This window comes from Massilia sp. HP4 (assembly GCF_005222695.1).
Taxonomy (GTDB): domain Bacteria; phylum Pseudomonadota; class Gammaproteobacteria; order Burkholderiales; family Burkholderiaceae_D; genus Telluria.
In genome coordinates, this window is record NZ_STGG01000018.1 from 21,233 (window position 1) to 37,066 (window position 15,834).

Annotated in this window: 13 protein-coding genes; 7 read left to right on the forward strand and 6 right to left on the reverse strand. The window is 65.2% G+C overall.

Annotated elements, in window-relative coordinates; translation table 11 throughout:
- The first annotated feature begins 4 nt into the window (after nucleotides 1-4).
- A complete protein-coding gene (locus E8M83_RS09600) occupies nucleotides 5-994 on the forward strand; it encodes a Gfo/Idh/MocA family protein (RefSeq protein WP_137173143.1) in 990 nt (329 codons plus the stop codon).
- 10 nt (nucleotides 995-1,004) lie between these two features.
- Nucleotides 1,005-1,364 (forward strand): glyoxalase superfamily protein, encoded by a 360-nt coding sequence (locus E8M83_RS09605; protein ID WP_137173144.1) that lies wholly within the window; start codon nucleotides 1,005-1,007, stop codon nucleotides 1,362-1,364.
- A 7-nt stretch (nucleotides 1,365-1,371) separates the two neighbouring features.
- Here E8M83_RS09605 and E8M83_RS09610 read toward each other — a convergent pair whose 3' ends face one another.
- Nucleotides 1,372-1,773, reverse strand: a complete 402-nt coding sequence (locus E8M83_RS09610) for a hypothetical protein (protein WP_137173145.1) — start codon at nucleotides 1,771-1,773, stop codon at nucleotides 1,372-1,374.
- 8 nt (nucleotides 1,774-1,781) lie between these two features.
- Entirely contained in the window at nucleotides 1,782-3,842 is a 2,061-nt protein-coding gene (gene recG / locus E8M83_RS09615) for an ATP-dependent DNA helicase RecG (protein ID WP_137173146.1), read from the reverse strand.
- Between the two features lie 105 nt (nucleotides 3,843-3,947).
- Between recG and queA the strand changes: the two genes are divergently transcribed.
- The 5 genes from queA to secF all read left to right on the forward strand — a co-directional run bounded on the left by queA (nucleotide 3,948) and on the right by secF (nucleotide 9,596).
- Nucleotides 3,948-4,970, forward strand: coding sequence for a tRNA preQ1(34) S-adenosylmethionine ribosyltransferase-isomerase QueA (gene queA / locus E8M83_RS09620; RefSeq protein WP_137173147.1), 1,023 nt, complete (start codon nucleotides 3,948-3,950; stop codon nucleotides 4,968-4,970).
- A 10-nt stretch (nucleotides 4,971-4,980) separates the two neighbouring features.
- Nucleotides 4,981-6,120, forward strand: a complete 1,140-nt coding sequence (tgt, locus tag E8M83_RS09625) for a tRNA guanosine(34) transglycosylase Tgt (RefSeq protein ID WP_137173148.1) — start codon at nucleotides 4,981-4,983, stop codon at nucleotides 6,118-6,120.
- 178 nt (nucleotides 6,121-6,298) lie between these two features.
- Complete coding sequence (gene yajC / locus E8M83_RS09630) at nucleotides 6,299-6,628, forward strand: preprotein translocase subunit YajC (RefSeq protein ID WP_137173149.1); 330 nt, start codon at nucleotides 6,299-6,301, stop codon at nucleotides 6,626-6,628.
- Nucleotides 6,629-6,683: 55 nt separating this feature from the next.
- A complete protein-coding gene (gene secD, locus E8M83_RS09635) occupies nucleotides 6,684-8,558 on the forward strand; it encodes a protein translocase subunit SecD (RefSeq protein WP_137173150.1) in 1,875 nt (624 codons plus the stop codon).
- 15 nt (nucleotides 8,559-8,573) lie between these two features.
- On the forward strand, nucleotides 8,574-9,596 hold the full coding sequence (gene secF / locus E8M83_RS09640; protein ID WP_137173151.1) for a protein translocase subunit SecF: 1,023 nt from the start codon (nucleotides 8,574-8,576) through the stop codon (nucleotides 9,594-9,596).
- Between the two features lie 231 nt (nucleotides 9,597-9,827).
- On the opposite strand, the gene E8M83_RS09645 is transcribed toward secF, so the two are convergent.
- The 4 genes from E8M83_RS09645 to E8M83_RS09660 form a co-directional block, all read right to left on the reverse strand.
- Entirely contained in the window at nucleotides 9,828-11,906 is a 2,079-nt protein-coding gene (locus E8M83_RS09645; protein ID WP_137173152.1) for a pyridoxamine 5'-phosphate oxidase family protein, read from the reverse strand.
- Nucleotides 11,907-11,954: 48 nt separating this feature from the next.
- Nucleotides 11,955-12,572 (reverse strand): glutathione S-transferase family protein, encoded by a 618-nt coding sequence (locus E8M83_RS09650; protein WP_137173153.1) that lies wholly within the window; start codon nucleotides 12,570-12,572, stop codon nucleotides 11,955-11,957.
- A gap of 278 nt (nucleotides 12,573-12,850) precedes the next feature.
- On the reverse strand, nucleotides 12,851-14,671 hold the full coding sequence (locus tag E8M83_RS09655) for a glycoside hydrolase family 15 protein (protein ID WP_137173154.1): 1,821 nt from the start codon (nucleotides 14,669-14,671) through the stop codon (nucleotides 12,851-12,853).
- Nucleotides 14,664-15,461, reverse strand: a complete 798-nt coding sequence (locus E8M83_RS09660) for an SDR family oxidoreductase (RefSeq protein WP_137173155.1) — start codon at nucleotides 15,459-15,461, stop codon at nucleotides 14,664-14,666. Before E8M83_RS09660 ends, E8M83_RS09655 begins: the two co-directional genes overlap by 8 nt.
- Nucleotides 15,462-15,834: the final 373 nt, after the last annotated feature.

Consider the following 15,834-nt stretch of genomic DNA (forward strand, 5'->3'; position numbering starts at 1 on the left):
GCCGATGGCTGAAACGGTACGCTGGGGGATCCTCGGCACGGGCAAGATTTCCCGTGCCTTCGCCAATGCGCTCAAGGACGTGCCGGGCGCCGTACTGGCCGCCGTGGGCTCGCGCAGCCAGGACAAGGCGTCAGCCTTCGCCGACGAATTCGGCGCACTGGCCAGCTACGGTTCTTGCGAGCTGCTGGCCCGGGCCGAGGGCGTCGACCTGATTTATATCGGCACGCCGCATCCGGAACATGCCGCGAACGCCTTGATGGCGCTGCGCGCCGGTAAAGGCGTGCTGTGCGAAAAACCGTTCACGATGAACCTGCGCGAGGCCGAGCAGGTCGTCACGCTGGCGCGCTCGAAGCGCCTGTTCCTGATGGAAGCGATGTGGACGCGCTACCTGCCGGCCTATCTGGAAGTAAAACGCATCCTGGCCTCGGGCGAGATCGGCACGCCGCGCCAGGTCGTCGCCGATTTCGGCTTCGCGGCCAATTTCGGGCCCGAGCACCGCGTGTTCAACCCCGAGCTGGGTGGCGGCGCGCTGCTCGACCTGGGCATCTATCCGCTGTCGGTGGCGGCGGGCCTCCTGGGCCCCGTGCTCGAAGTGCGCGCCCAGGCCGAGATGGGCGCGACCGGCGTCGACGTGCAGACGGGCTTCACGCTCAAGCACGAAGGTGGCGCCATGTCGGTCTGCAGCTGCTCGCTGCTAGCGCGTACCCCGGCCGAGCTGACCGTGTCGGGCGAGCGCGGCCAGGTGCGGATGAACACGATGTTCCACCGCGCGACCTCGGTTACCGTCAAATTGGAGGATGGCAGCGAGCGCACGATCGAGACGCCGTATGTCGGCAACGGCTATGTGCACGAGGCGATCGAGGCCCAGCGCTGCTGGCGCGAGGGGCTGCTGGAAAGCCCGTCGATGACGCTCAATGAGACGCTGGCGCTGATGGGCGTGATGGACGAGATCCGGCGCCAGATCGGCCTGCGCTACGCAGCCGACCGCGGCTGAAGGGACTTTCATGAAACTCGGGAGCGTCACGCCGATCCTGCGCATCTTCGACGAGGCCAAGGCGCGCGAGTTCTATGTCGTTTACCTCGGCTTTGCGGTCGACTGGGACCATCGTTTCGGGCCCGGCATGCCGCTCTATCTGCAGGTCTCGCGCGGCGATTGCGTGCTGCACCTGAGCGAGCATCATGGCGATTGCTGTCCTGGCGCGGCGCTACGGATCGAGGTCGACGATATCGATGGCCTGCATGCGGAGCTGAGCGCCAAACAGTATGGTTACGCGCGGCCCGGGATCGAGGACACGCCGTGGGAGTCGCGTGAGCTGAGCGTCAAGGATCCGTTCGGGAACCGGCTCACGTTCGCCAGCATGTAAGACGCGCTCAGTCGGCCACCGGCGCATCCACGATAAGCCGCGCATCGAGCGCGCGAATGCGGGGCTCGACGTAATAGCCGCCCGCCTCGACATACGTCAGGCAGTAGCGCAGGCATACCGTGCACTGCTGCACCGAGCAGCGGTTGTACGGAAAATAATGGATGGCGATCGGCGCATCGGGCGACCAGTAATTGGTCCCGCTCGGGTGATATTCGGCGAAGGTCGGCTCGTCATACGGGTCGCCCGCCAGCGTGCCGGCCGGGCGCATGTGCGCCTGCGGGAAGGACACCGGGGTGCGCGTCCATCCGGGGTAGCTGGCGATCTCGCAGCCGCAGCCGGCCGTCACCAGGGCCGAGGCCTGGGCCAGGGCCGTCAACCCATCGATATCCAGCGCTTGTTCCGACATCATTTCCTCCATCAGACTTTCAAGAACTCTTCGCGCCCACCCAGCCAGCGCGCCAGGTGCGCATCGACCACTGCGATCTTCTCGGGCTTCTCGCCATCGAGCAGGTATTGCGCCACGTCGCGCGCCCGGTCGACCAGCCAGCCATCGAGCTCCAGGTCGGCAAAGCGCAGCATCGCCTGTCCCGACTGGCGCGCGCCCAGGAATTCACCCGGGCCGCGGATTTCCAGGTCGCGCCGCGCGATCTCGAAGCCGTCGGTGGTCTCGCGCATCGTCATCAGGCGCTGCTTGGCGACCTGGCCCAGCGGCGACTGGTACAGCAGCAGGCACACCGAGGCGGCGGATCCCCGCCCGACCCGGCCGCGCAGCTGGTGCAGCTGCGACAGGCCGAAGCGCTCGGCATGCTCGATCACCATCAGCGACGCATTCGGCACGTCGACCCCGACCTCGATCACCGTGGTCGCCACCAGTACATGCACCTGGCCGGCCGTGAAGGCATCCATCACTTCCTGTTTTTCAAACGGCTTCATGCGGCCGTGCACCAGCCCCACCTGCAGCTCGGGCAGCGATTCGGCCAGCGTCTCGTAGGTTTCGGTCGCGGTCTGCAGTTGCAGGGCCTCGGATTCCTCGATCAGCGGGCAGACCCAGTAGGCCTGCCGTCCCTCGAGCGCTGCCGCGTAGACGCGCTCGATCACTTCGTCGCGCCGCATCTGGTCGATCGCGCGCGTGACGATCGGACTGCGGCCCGGCGGCAGCTCGTCGATCACCGAGACCTCGAGGTCGGCGTAATACGTCATCGCGAGCGTGCGCGGGATCGGCGTGGCCGACATCATCAGCTGGTGCGGCACCAGGCCGTCACTGCCCTTGTTGCGCAGGGTGAGGCGCTGGCCGACGCCGAAGCGGTGCTGTTCGTCGACGATCACCAGGCCCAGTCGGGCGAAGTTCACCGTATCCTGGATCAGCGCGTGGGTGCCGATCACCAGATTCGCCGCGCCCGATTCGATCAACTCGTTCGACGCGGCCTTTTCTTTTTTCTTGAGGCTGCCGGTGAGCCAGGCGACCTTCACGCCCAGCGGTTCCATCCAGGCCGCGATCTTGCGAAAGTGCTGCTCGGCCAGGATCTCGGTCGGCGCCATCAAGGCGGCCTGGTAGCCGCTGTCGATCGCCTGCGCCGCGGCCAGTGCCGACACCACGGTCTTGCCGCTGCCGACGTCGCCCTGCAGCAGGCGCTGCATCGGATAGCCTTCGCGCAGGTCTGCCCGGATCTCCTGCACCACGCGCTGCTGGGCGCCGGTGAGGGCGAACGGCAGCCCTTCCAGGAAGGCCTCGGACAGCGCACCCACCGCGCGCAGATGCGGCGCGCCCTTTTCGCGCCGTGCGCGCTGCGCCCGTTTCAGCGATAGCTGCTGGGCCAGTAGCTCGTCGAACTTCATGCGTTCCCAGGCCGGATGCGATTTCTCTCCCAGCGCGTGTTCGTCGACGTCGGCCGGCGGATAGTGCAGCAGTTTCACGGCCGGCTCGAAGTCGATCAGCCCCATCTTGGCGCGGATCGCGGCCGGTACGGTGTCGCTCCAGTCGATACGCTTCATGGCGTCGGCGATCGCACGCCGCAGCACCGTCTGCGACAGCCCCTCGCCGGCCGGGTACACCGGCGTGAGCGAAGCGGGCAGCGGCGCCCCCTCGTTGACCACCTTATATTGTGGATGCACCATCTCGGCCCCGAAGAAGCCGTGTTTGAGTTCGCCACGCGCGCGGATGCGCACGCCTTCGGCCATCTGCTTGACCTGGCTGCCATAGAAATTCATGAAGCGCAGCAGCAGGTCGCCCGATTCGTCGGCGATCGTGACCAGCAGCTGGCGCCGCGGCTTGAACGAGATTTCGTTCTTGGTTACCACGCCTTCGACCTGCGACACGTGGCCGCCGCGCAGGCAGGCCTCGCGGATGGACACGATCTGGGTCTCGTCCTCGTAGCGCATCGGCAGGTGCAATACCAGGTCCATGTCGCTGCGCAGTCCAAGGCGGGCGAGCTTGCTTTCGAGGGTCTTGGGTGGATTTGTGGTCTTGGAGGCGGGCATATCGCGGCAAAATGGCGCTCGCTGGCGTAAAATAGAAGGTTCGCCATCAGCGCTGGAGCCTGTATTGTAAAGCTGGCAGCGCTTATTTTCCCAGAATTGAGAATAATGTACTCGCTTTCCGATTTCGACTTCGAGCTGCCCCCCGAGCGCATCGCGCAGCTGCCGCTGCCCGATCGCAGCGCCTCGCGCCTGCTGCAGCTCGATGGTGACCTGATCACCGACCGCCATTTCGCCGACATCGTCGACCAGCTCCAGCCGGGCGACCTCTTGGTGATGAACAATACCCGCGTGCTCAAGGCGCGTTTCTTTGGCGTCAAGGAAACCGGCGGCCAGGTCGAGGTGCTGGTCGAGCGCGTGCTCGACAACCGCACCGTGCTGGCGCAGGTGCGCGCTTCCAAGTCGCCCAAGCCCGGCAACCGCATCCGCCTGGCCGATGCCTTCGACGTGACGGTCGGCGCACGCGCCGGCGAATTCTTCACCCTGCATTTCGAAGGCGACGTGTTCGAGCTGATCGAAGCCCACGGCCGCCTGCCGCTGCCGCCGTATATCGAGCACACCGCCGACGAATTCGACGAGCAGCGCTACCAGACCGTGTACTCGAAAGAGCCGGGTGCCGTCGCCGCGCCCACGGCCGGCCTTCACTTCGACCAGCCTTTGCTCGACAAGTTGGCGCAAAAAGGCGTCAACTTCGCCTACGTCACCCTGCACGTGGGCGCCGGCACCTTCCAGCCGGTGCGGGTTGAAGACTTGAGCGAGCACAAGATGCACACTGAGTGGTACACCATCGCGCAAGAGACGGTGGACGCGGTGCGCGCCGCCAAGGCCGCCGGCCGCGACGTGGTTGCCGTCGGCACCACCAGCTTGCGCGCGCTGGAATCGGCCTCGCAAAGCGGCGAACTGGTCGCCGGCAGCGCCGACACCGCACTCTTCATCACGCCGGGCTATTGCTTTAAGACTGTTACGCGCCTGGTCACCAATTTCCACCTGCCCAAGTCGACCCTGCTGATGCTGGTGTCGGCCTTCGCCGGCTTCGCGCCGATCCGCAAGGCCTATGCCCACGCAATCGCCAACGAATACCGCTTCTTCAGCTATGGCGATGCCATGCTGCTGACGACCCAATCTCGCTGAAAAGAACACGATGCTCGAATTTACCCTGCTCAAAAAAGACACCAGCGGCCTGTCGCATGCCCGCCGCGGCCGCCTGAAGCTGAACCACGGCACCATCGAAACCCCGATCTTCATGCCGGTCGGCACCTACGGTTCCGTCAAGGCGATGGACCCGGTCGAACTGAAAGAAGTCGGCTCGCAAATCATCCTCGGCAATACCTTCCACCTGTGGCTGCGCCCCGGCGTGGACGTGATGAACAAGTTCGGCGGCCTGCACGGGTTCATGGGCTGGGACAAGCCGATCCTGACCGACTCCGGCGGCTTCCAGGTGTTTTCGCTGGGCGCGATGCGCAAGATCACGGAAGAGGGCGTCAAGTTCGCCTCGCCGATTGACGGCTCGAAACTGTTCCTGTCGCCCGAGATCTCGATGCAGATCCAGCGCGCGCTGAACTCGGACATCGTGATGCAGTTCGACGAATGCACGCCCTATGAGATCGACGGCCGCCCGGCCACCGCTGATGAAGCGGCGAAATCGATGCGCATGTCGCTGCGCTGGGCGCAGCGCTCGATGAACGAGTTCACCGGCGGCGAAAACCCGAACGCGCTGTTCGGCATCGTCCAGGGCGGCATGTACGAACACCTGCGCGACGAATCGCTGGCCGGCCTGGAAGACATCGATTTCCCGGGCCTGGCGATCGGCGGCCTGTCGGTCGGCGAGCCGAAGGAAGACATGAAGCGCATCCTGGCCCACGTCGGCCCGCGCCTGCCCGAGAACAAGCCCCATTACCTGATGGGCGTCGGCACGCCGGAAGACCTGGTCGACGGCGTCGCGAACGGCGTCGACATGTTCGACTGCGTGATGCCGACCCGTAACGCGCGCAATGGCTGGCTGTTCACCCGCTTCGGCGACGTCAAGATCAAGAATGCCCGCTACAAGGATGACCAGGCGCCGCTGGACGAGAGCTGCGATTGCTATTGCTGCAAGAATTTCTCGCGCGCCTACCTGCACCACCTGCACCGCTCGAACGAGATCCTGGGCGCGCGCCTGAACACGATCCACAACCTGCATTACTACCTGAAGCTGATGCAGGAAATGCGCGACGCCATCGATGCCGACCGCTTCAACGCGTTCCGGATCGAGTTCAACGCCGGCCGTGCGCGGGGCGTGTAAGCGCTCGCTCACCCGCTGAGCCCGGCGCTGCCGTATTGACGGCGGCGCCGAAATTTAATTTCTAGCAAGCTCTTGCAATACCGAAAAGCAAGAATACCTATCTCCAGATTTGGTTCTCGGCGACTAGCCGATGCTAGAATACACCGCTTATTTTTTTAACTTCACCATCGGAGTTCTTGTGTTCATTTCCAACGCTTACGCGCAAACCGCCGCCGCTGACCCAGGCATCATGGGCAGCCTGACGACCTTCCTGCCGCTGATCCTGATGTTCGTGGTCATGTATTTCCTGATGATCCGTCCTCAGCAGAAACGCCAGCGCGAGCTGAAAGCGATGATGGATGCACTGACCAAGGGCGACGAAGTCGTGACCGCCGGCGGCATCGTGGGCCGCGTCTCGAAAGTGACCGACGCCTACGTGTCCCTGGAAATCGCAACCGGCACCGAAATCACCGTGCAAAAGAATGCGGTGACCACCCTGCTGCCGAAGGGCACCCTGAAAGCCCTGTAAGAGCAAGCCCGTGCGGCCTCCGGGCCGCACTGCCCAACCTGAACGCCGGAACACTATGAATCGCTATCCCGTCTGGAAATACCTAATGATCGTCTTCGCGCTGCTGCTCGGCGCGTTGTACACGGCGCCTAACTACTTCGGCGAAACGCCGGCGTTGCAGGTGACATCGGGCCGTTCGACGCTGAACATCACCAGCGCCTCCACTACCCTGGTCGAGGATGCGCTCAAGCGTGCCGGCATTCCCACCACCGGCATCACCCTCGAAGGCGAAGGCCACAACACCTCGGTGCGCGCCCGCTTTGCCGGCACTGAAGACCAGTTCGAGGCCAAGCTGGCCCTCGAAAAAGAACTGAACCGCGATCCGGCCAATCCCGATTACATCGTCACCGTCAACCTGGTGAAGAACACCCCGGCCTGGATGGAGAAAATCGGCGCAGGTCCGATGAGCCTGGGCCTCGACTTGCGCGGCGGCGTGCACTTCCTGCTGCAGGTCGACACCAAGGCCGTGATCGACAATAAAGTGAAAGCGCTGCAGGCCAGCGTGCGCAGCAACCTGCGCGACAAGAACGTCCGTCACGCCGGCATCGAGCGCGTGGGCGACACCGTCGAGGTGCGCTTCCGCGACGCCGCCACCCGCACCGCCGCCCGTACCGTGCTCAGCGCGCAGTCGAACGAAATCAACTTCGCCGACGCCGCCGATGGCGCCGACCAGAAGCTGGTCGTCAGCCTGAAACCCGACGCGATCAAGAATTCGATCGAAGCCGGCGTGAAGCAGAACATCGTGACCCTGTCCAAGCGTATCAACGAGCTGGGCACCACCGAGCCGATCATCCAGCAGCAGGGCGCCGACCGCATCGTGGTCCAGCTGCCGGGCGTGCAGGACGTGGCGCGCGCCAAGGACATCATCGGCCGCACCGCCACCCTCGAACTGCGCATGGTCGATTCGACCGTGACCCCGGGCACCGAGTTGTCGGCCGCCATCCCGATCAATTCCGAACTGTTCACCGAAGGCCGCGGCGCCCCGGTCGTGCTGTCGCGCGACATCATCCTGACCGGCGAGTACATCTCGAGCGCCACCGCCAGCTTCGACCAGAACCAGCAGCCGGCCGTCTCGCTCGACCTGAACGGCGACGGCGGCCGCCGCATCCGCCAGGCGACCCGCGACAATGTCGGCAAGCGCATGGCGATCCTGCTGAAAGAGAAGGGCGTGTACAACGTGCTGTCGGCCCCGACCATCCAGAGCGAACTGGGTTCGACCTTCCAGATCACCAATATGGGCACCTCGCAGGACGCCAACGAACTGGCCCTGCTGCTGCGCTCGGGCGCGCTGTCGGCGCCGATGGAATTCGTCGAGGAACGCGTGATCGGCCCGCAACTGGGCCAGGAAAACATCGACCGCGGCCTGCATTCGACCATCTGGGGCTTCGTGGCGATCGCGGTCTTCATGATCGTCTACTACCACCTGTTCGGCGTGTTCTCGGCGCTGGCGCTGGCGGCCAACGTCCTGTTCCTGCTCGCGCTGCTGTCGATCCTGGGCATTACCCTGACCCTGCCGGGCATCGCCGCCATCGCGCTGGCGCTGGGCGTCGCGATCGACTCCAACGTGCTGGTCAACGAGCGTATCCGCGAAGAGCTGCGCGGCGGGGCGCCGCCGCAAGCGGCGATCGCGGCCGGTTCCAAGCATGCCTGGGACACCATCGTCGACTCCAACGTGACCACCCTGATCGTCGGCCTGGCGCTGTTGATCTTCGGTTCCGGTCCGGTGCGCGGCTTCGCCGTGGTGCACTGCCTGGGCATCCTGACCTCGATGTTCTCGGCCGTCGTCGTGGCCCGCGGTTTCGCCAACCTGTGGTACGGCCGCAAGAAGAAGCTGACCAAGATTTCGATCGGCACGGTCTGGCAGCCGGGCATGTCGCCCACCAAGAAGTAAGGACTCGAGACTGACATGGAATTTTTCAAGATCAAACGGGACATCCCGTTCATGCGCCACGCCCTGATCCTCAATGCGGTCTCGGTGATCACCTTCGTGCTCGCGGTGTTCTTCCTGTTCTACAAGGGCCTGAACTTCTCGGTGGAGTTCACCGGCGGCACCGTGATGGAGCTGCGCTATCCGCATGCGGCCGACCAGGAAAAGATCCGCACGACCCTGCGCGGCATGGGCTATTCGCACCCCGAGGTGGCCAGCTTCGGCACCGCCCAGGACATCATGCTGCGCCTGCCGATCCTGGACGGCACCGAAGCGGCCGGCACCTCGGCGCGCGTGTTCAACGCCATCTGCGCCGCCGACGGCGGCGCGCCGAAGCAGAGCCAGGTCACGACCGCCAAGGGCGAGGTGATCAACCACACCAGCTGCGCCAAGGCGACCGGCGAAGAGCTGATCAGCCTGCAGCGCGTGGAATTCGTCGGCCCGTCGGTCGGCGACGAGCTGGCCCAGAACGGCCTGAACGCGCTGATCATGGTCATCGTCGGCATCATGATCTACCTGGCGATCCGCTTCGAATGGAAGTTCGCCGTCGCCGCTGTGGTCGCCAACCTGCACGACGTGGTGATCATCCTGGGCTTCTTCGCCTTCTTCCAGTGGGAATTCTCGCTGACGGTGCTGGCCGCAACCCTGGCGGTGCTGGGCTATTCGGTCAACGAATCGGTGGTCATCTTCGACCGGATCCGCGAGATGTTCCGCAAGCAGCGCAGGATGTCCACCACCGAGGTGATCGACCACGCGATCACCAGCACCATCTCGCGTACCATCATCACCCACGGCTCGACCCTGATGATGGTGATGTCGATGCTGTTCTTCGGCGGCTATGCGCTGCACTACTTCGCGATCGCGCTGGCCATCGGCATCCTGTTCGGCGTGTATTCGTCGGTGTTCGTGGCGGCGGCCGTGGCCATGTGGCTGGGTGTCAAGCGTGAAGACCTGATCAAGCCGATCAAGGAGAAAGACGAAACCGACGGCGCAGTCGTGTAATTCACCCGCGCTGCATGAAAAATGCCGCCCCGGCCTTGCCGCGGCGGCATTTTGTTTGATGTAACACGTTGCGTGGAAAATTTAACAGTGTTGTGTGTGACAGCGCACGGAGCGGCCCTTGCAGCGCCCCTATAGTGGACCTGTCTCTTTCAGGACATCCCTAGTTTTGGACTTCACCCGCTTCCGCAACGAAGCGGGTTTTTTTTGTCCTCGCCATCCTGCACGCGCTCGTTACAGGGCCAGTTGCAGGCCGCCGTCGCCCTCCGGCTGCGTCGCCGGGACCGCGCAGCAGATCAGTGCCTCGTCCTTTGCCACACTCGCGCCCGGCTCCTTGATATAAGTCACCGCACCCTTGAGCACCTTGGTGCGGCAGGTCCCGCATGTGCCTTCGCGGCAGCTGAACTCCGGTTCGAGCCCCCGCGCCTCGGCCAGCTCGAGGAGGGTGCCGCCGCCAGGCGTCCAGCGCGCTTCCTTGAGCGAATTCATGAACATGACCGGCACCGTGTCCGTTGCCGGCGGCAGCCGCGCGGGGGCGGTCGCCACCGCCGCGCAGTCGGGCGTGCGCGCCAGCGAGGCCGGCCCGAAGGCTTCGGCGTGGATGCGTCCGTCGGCGATGTTGTAGCCGCGCAGCCCGTCGTAGATCGCCTGGCTGAAGGCCGGCGGGCCGCACAGGTAGAACTCGTAGTCGCCGAAGGCCAGGTAGCGGCCGAGCAGGGCCATGTCGATGCGGCCGGCGACGTCGTAGTCCTGGCCAAGGGCGGCGTCGCCAGGCTCGCTCAGCACGCGCACCAGCTTGACGGCGCCCTTGGCGGCGGCAAGCAGCCCGGCCAGCTCGGCGTCAAAAGCGCGCTCGGGCGTCGAGCGGGCCGCATAGAACAGCGTCGTGGGGCGGATCTTTTGCTTGCGCAAGCCCTCGTAGACGATGTGGCGCAGCATCGCCAGCATCGGCGTGATGCCGATCCCGCCGGCCAGCAGCACGACCGGCCGGCTGCTCGCCATGTCGAGCGTGAAGTCGCCGGCCGGCGCGCGGGTCTCGAGCACGTCGCCTTCGCGCAGCTGCTCATGCAGGTGGCGCGACACCAGGCTCTCGCGCTTGACGCTGATCCGGTAGCCGCCGTCGGACGGCGCGTGCGACAGGGTATAGGTACGGATCAGCGGCTTGTCGGCGCCGGGTGGCGTGAGCCGGATCGGCAGGTGCTGGCCCGGCAAGTGCGGCAGCAGCCCGGCGCCGTCGTCCGGCTCGAGGTAGAACGAGCGCACGGAGGCGCTTTCCTCGACGATGCGCGCCACCTTCAGGCTGCGCCAGCGGTTGGCAAATTCGGCTGCGCGCAGGCGCTCGCCGGCCTGCTGCCAGTCGCCGGTCATCAGCGAGTGATCTGACCAGCCGCGGTCGTGGAAGGCCCAGCGCAGGGCCAGGGCCGCGGGCCGGCGCACGATGCGGCGCGGCTTGAAGGTCCACAGGCGCTCGGCGCCCTGGAAGGCGGCGATCTCGGGTGAGTCGAAGACGACTTCGGCGTCGCCGCTCATCTGCAGCAGCTCGCCGCTGGCGTAATCGACGAACAGCAGCCCGGCCTTGCCGTTGAGGACGATATTGCCGAGGGTATTGAAGAACAGGTTGCCGTCGAAGTCGGGAATCGTGAGCGTGCCGTCGGTGGCGACACGCACGAAGCCGGCCTTGCCGCCGCGGTGCGAGACGTCGACCTGGCGCCGTCCCCCATCATCGGTGCGGTCGGCATACGAGGCGACGAAGAAGGCGTCGGCGCCCGCGACCAGCGCGCGCGCCGCCGGGTCGAGCGCGTCCAGGTGCTGGGCCTGGCCGGTGAACGGGGCATCCGGCTCGCGCTCGAAGGAGAACTCGCGCAGCTGGATGTAGCGCGGACAGTTGCCGAAGCTCTGGTCGACGTCGATACGCAGGCCGGCATCCGTGTGCGACAACAAGCCGTTCATGCGGTTGCGGCGCCGCGTGTGCATCTCGATGCCCAGCAGGCCCACCGGCGCGCCATCGTGCATGCCGTCGGCCGCCGGGTCGAGCGGGTGCACGCGGGTGGCGAGGTCCAGCGTGGTGCGCGTGGCAGAGGATATGAATCCCGGCCGGCCTTCGAGAAAAGTTGCCCACGCATCGCCGCTGGCATCCACGCTGCCCAGCACGATGAAGGGCAGCTGGGCATAGAAGTCGCGGTGCTGGTCGGGCATGAAATCGCGCACCACGCGCCGGCCGACGACGTCCATGCGTTCGGCCACCCCCAGCTTCGCCTGGATGAATTGTTCGCCTTCGTGCCAGGTGGGCAGTTTGTCCAGTTGTTCGGCCATCTTCGTCTCCTGTCGGTATGTGCGTCGATGCTTGTGTGGGGGCCGTCGTTATGCCGCGGCGGCCAGGCCGACCGGCGTCTGGACGAAGGGAACGAAGCCCGGCAGTGCCTCGATGCGGCGCAGGAAGCGCTGGACGACCGGGTAGCCGGCCAGGTCGACATTGCCTTCGGGAGCGCGCGCCAGGTAGCTGTAGAGCGCAACGTCGGCGATGGTCGGATGGCCGGCGGCCAGCCAGTCGCGCCCGGCCAGGTGGCTTTCCAGACGGGCCAGCAGGGCGTGGGCACGCGCGATGACTTCGTCGGCGTTGTACTTGGCGCCGAACACGGTGATCAGGCGCGCCGCCGCCGGGCCGTAGGCGACGTCGCCGGCCGCCACCGACAGCCAGCGCTGCACCGCCGCGGCGCCGACGGGGTCCACCGGCAGCCAGTCGCGGCGGCCGGCCTTGGTGGCCAGATAGACCAGGATGGCGTTTGAATCGGCGATCACCACGCCATCGTCTTCCAGCACCGGGACCTGGCCGAACGGGTTCAGGGCCAGGAATGCCGGTTGCTTGTGGGCGCCGGCCATGAGGTCGACTTCAGCCAGCTCGTGCGGAATGCCGAGAAGCGAAGCGAACAGGACAACGCGGTGGGAGTGGCCGGACAGTGGGTGGTGATGGATTTTCATGGCTTGGTCCTGTGTGGTTGGTGGACCGCGTCATTCGCAATCCATGTAGCCAGTGTGGGATCAAACAGACTTGACGGGAATCACTCTACAGGCACATGTTTATTTCGCTGGCTGGAATAATCAACGATTGAAAAAATGTTAAAGAATCATGTCAAAGTGTGAATCAGCGCACCGAGCGACGCCAATGCCGCCATTAAGATGGACTCGTCTCTTTCAGGACATCCCTAGTTTTGGACTTCACCCGCACCGGCAACGGCGCGGGTTTTTTTTGCCTTTATCTATAGCTGCCAGGGATGCTCGATCTTGCCGTCGAGCGCAGCATCGAGATAGGTCGCGGCGCTGATCAGGGCCAGGTGGGTGAAGGCCTGCGGGAAGTTACCGAGCAGCTCGGCCTTGTTGGTGAACTCCTCCGCATACAAATGCACGTGGTTGCCGTAGGCGAGCAGTTTCTCCATATTATTGCGCGCCTGGTCGATGCGGCCGGCGCGCGCCAGGCATTCCACATACCAGAAGGAACAGGCCGCGAACGCGCCTTCTTCGCCCTCGAGCCCATCGTCGCGGTCGTAGCGCAGCACCAGCGCATCGTCGCCCAACTGCTCGCCGATAGCGTCCAGCGTGGCCAGCCACTGGGGATCGGTCGAGCCGACGAAACGCACCAGCGGCATCATCAGCAGCGCGCCATCGAGGTCGCGCGAGCCCTTGCTGCGTACGAAGTGTCCCAGCTCCTCGTTCCAGAACGCGTCCCAGATGTATTTGGAAATCTCGTTGCGGGTCGCGATCCAGCGCTCGAACGGCGCCCTGAGCGAGCGCTTGCTGGCCAGGCGCACCGCGCGGTCGACCGCCACCCAGCACATGAGCTGGGAATGCAGGTGTTCGCGCGGCTCCTCGCGGCCTTCCCAGATGCCGATGTCCGGGCGCTGCCAGTTGTCGCAGACATAGTTGACCACCTCGCACACGCCCACCCAGTCCGCATGCGAGATCGCCTCGCCATACTTGTTGCTCAGGTAGATCGCGTCGAGCAGGGCGCCAAATATATCGAGCTGCAACTGGGTCGCGGCGGCATTCCCGATGCGTACCGGCCTGGAGTCGGCATAGCCGGCCAGGTGGTCGAGTTCGATCTCTTCGCCGATCTGGCTGCCGTCCAGCGCATACATGATGCGCAGGTGGCTTTCGGTCTTGTCGTGTTTCGGCCGTTCTCCGGCCCAGCGGGTGAACGCCTTCGCCTCGTCGATGTAGCCCAGCCGCATCAGCGCATACACGGTGAACGAGGCGTCGCGGATCCAGGTCGCGCGGTAGTCCCAGTTGCGCGAACCGCCCAGTACCTCGGGCAGGCCGAAGGTCGCGGCCGCGACCATCGAGCCGTGGCGGCACGAGGTCATCAGCTTGAGCACCAGCGCCGAGCGGTTGACCGCCTCGCGCCAGCGGCCCTTGTAGGTCGAGCGCCGGGTCCAGTCCTGCCAGCGCTGGACGACTTCGGCCAGCAGGGTATCGCGCGCATCGGCGTCGAGGGCCGAGTCGCCATCCTGGTCGAGCACGAAGTCCATCACGTCGCCGTCCTTGAGCACGATGGAAGCGCTGGCGCCGCCGTCGGTCGCCGTGAACGTCACCGGCGCCGACAGGCGCAGGCGCGGGGCGCCGGGGGCCGCGAACACCACCTGGTCTGGCCCGACCTCGACCGCGGGCCGCTGGCGCGCGTAGTCGAAGCGCGGCTGGCAATCGACCCTGATCCGGGCCGTGCCGCTGCTGACGCGCACCCGGCGCAACAGGCGCACCGGGCCATGGCCGAGCTCTTCGGGGCCGACCATGAAATCGGTGAGCTCGACATTGCAGTCTTCACCGAGCCACTGGGTCAGCAGCACATTGGTGTCGGGTACATAGGTCTGCACGACGCGCATGTCCTCGTTCTCGGGCGCGACGCTGAAGTGGCCGCCTTTCCCGGGGTCGAGCAGGGCAGCGAACACGCTGGGGCTGTCGAAGTCGGGCCAGCACAGGAAGTCGACCGTACCATCCGTCGCGACCAACGCCATCGTCGCCATATTGCCGATCGCGCCATGGTCGGCGATCGGGCGCGGCGGGCGGCTTGCGTTGGGTTCAGCCATTGTCTTCGAATCCTGGGTAGAGGGACATGCCGCCGTCGACATACACCGTGGTGCCGGTCATGTAGTCGGCCAGGTCGGAGGCCATGAACAGCGCCAGGCTGGCCACGTCGTCGACCGCGCCGATGCGACCGTAGGGAATCAGCTCGAGCAGCTTCTTGCCGGCCTCGCCCTCGGTGGCGTCCTCGTTGATCGGGGTGCGGATGGCGCCGGGCGCGATGCCGTTGACGCGGATGCGTTCCTTCGCCACTTCTTGTGCCAGCGAACGCATGAACATGCCCATCCCGCCTTTCGAGGCGGCATAGTTGACGTGGCCGGCCCAGGGAATGGTTTCGTGGACCGAGCTCATGCACAGGATGACGCCGTTGGCGCGCATGCGGCCGCGGTTGCCTTGCTGGCGGAAGCGCCGCACCGCCGCGCGGGCGCACAGGAACTGGCCGGTCAGGTTCACGTCGAGTACGGCTTTCCAGTCGTCCAGCGACATGTCGGCGAACGGGGCATCTTTCTGGATGCCCGAGTTGGCGACCAGGATGTCGAGGCCGCCGAAGGCCTTGTCGGTCTCGTCGAACAGGCGAGCGACGTCGTCCTCGCTGGAGACGTCGCACTGGACCGCGAGCGCCTGGCCGCCGGCCTTCTCGATGTGGCGCACGACCTCGTCGGCCTTGTCCTGGCTGCTGTTGTAGTTGACCACCACTTTGGCGCCGGCGGCGGCGAAGGCGATGCTGATGGCGCGACCGATGCCGGAGTCGCCGCCGGTCACCAGCACGACCTGGTCGTTCAGTTTGATGTGCATGGGATGTCCTCCAGAGCGTAAAAGCGCCGGTGCGCGCACGCTGCTGTCGCGCTCCTGGCTGGGACGACCTTAGCAGAAAGCGCAGATGGGAAATGCACGGCTGGGCTGGCGATGTCAAAGCAGGACCGGTTGAAACGAATTGGCTGGCAGTGTGCGTGAACGTACGGAGTGCGCCATGCCGCGCACTTAAGATGGAACTGTCTCTTTCAGGACATCCCTAGTTTTGGACTTGGCCCGCTCCTCACCGAGCGGGCGTTTTTTTGGGCGCTGTTCGCGTTAGTTATGCGAACCTTTCCCATGTGCGCCGGTCTCAGCCACTGTCGAGTTAACTCATCAGGTGGCAATGATGCAAGGCTTGGTTTTCGAAGAAGTG

Coding starts and splice junctions, on each gene's coding strand:
- E8M83_RS09660 (WP_137173155.1), bottom strand. CDS start 15,461: ATGCACATCAAACTGAACGACCAGGTCGTGCTGGTGACCGGCGGCGAC.
- secD (WP_137173150.1), top strand. CDS start 6,684: ATGAATCGCTATCCCGTCTGGAAATACCTAATGATCGTCTTCGCGCTG.
- E8M83_RS09655 (WP_137173154.1), bottom strand. CDS start 14,671: ATGGCTGAACCCAACGCAAGCCGCCCGCCGCGCCCGATCGCCGACCAT.
- tgt (WP_137173148.1), top strand. CDS start 4,981: ATGCTCGAATTTACCCTGCTCAAAAAAGACACCAGCGGCCTGTCGCAT.
- recG (WP_137173146.1), bottom strand. CDS start 3,842: ATGCCCGCCTCCAAGACCACAAATCCACCCAAGACCCTCGAAAGCAAG.
- queA (WP_137173147.1), top strand. CDS start 3,948: ATGTACTCGCTTTCCGATTTCGACTTCGAGCTGCCCCCCGAGCGCATC.
- E8M83_RS09650 (WP_137173153.1), bottom strand. CDS start 12,572: ATGAAAATCCATCACCACCCACTGTCCGGCCACTCCCACCGCGTTGTC.
- E8M83_RS09605 (WP_137173144.1), top strand. CDS start 1,005: ATGAAACTCGGGAGCGTCACGCCGATCCTGCGCATCTTCGACGAGGCC.
- secF (WP_137173151.1), top strand. CDS start 8,574: ATGGAATTTTTCAAGATCAAACGGGACATCCCGTTCATGCGCCACGCC.
- E8M83_RS09600 (WP_137173143.1), top strand. CDS start 5: ATGGCTGAAACGGTACGCTGGGGGATCCTCGGCACGGGCAAGATTTCC.
- E8M83_RS09610 (WP_137173145.1), bottom strand. CDS start 1,773: ATGATGTCGGAACAAGCGCTGGATATCGATGGGTTGACGGCCCTGGCC.
- E8M83_RS09645 (WP_137173152.1), bottom strand. CDS start 11,906: ATGGCCGAACAACTGGACAAACTGCCCACCTGGCACGAAGGCGAACAA.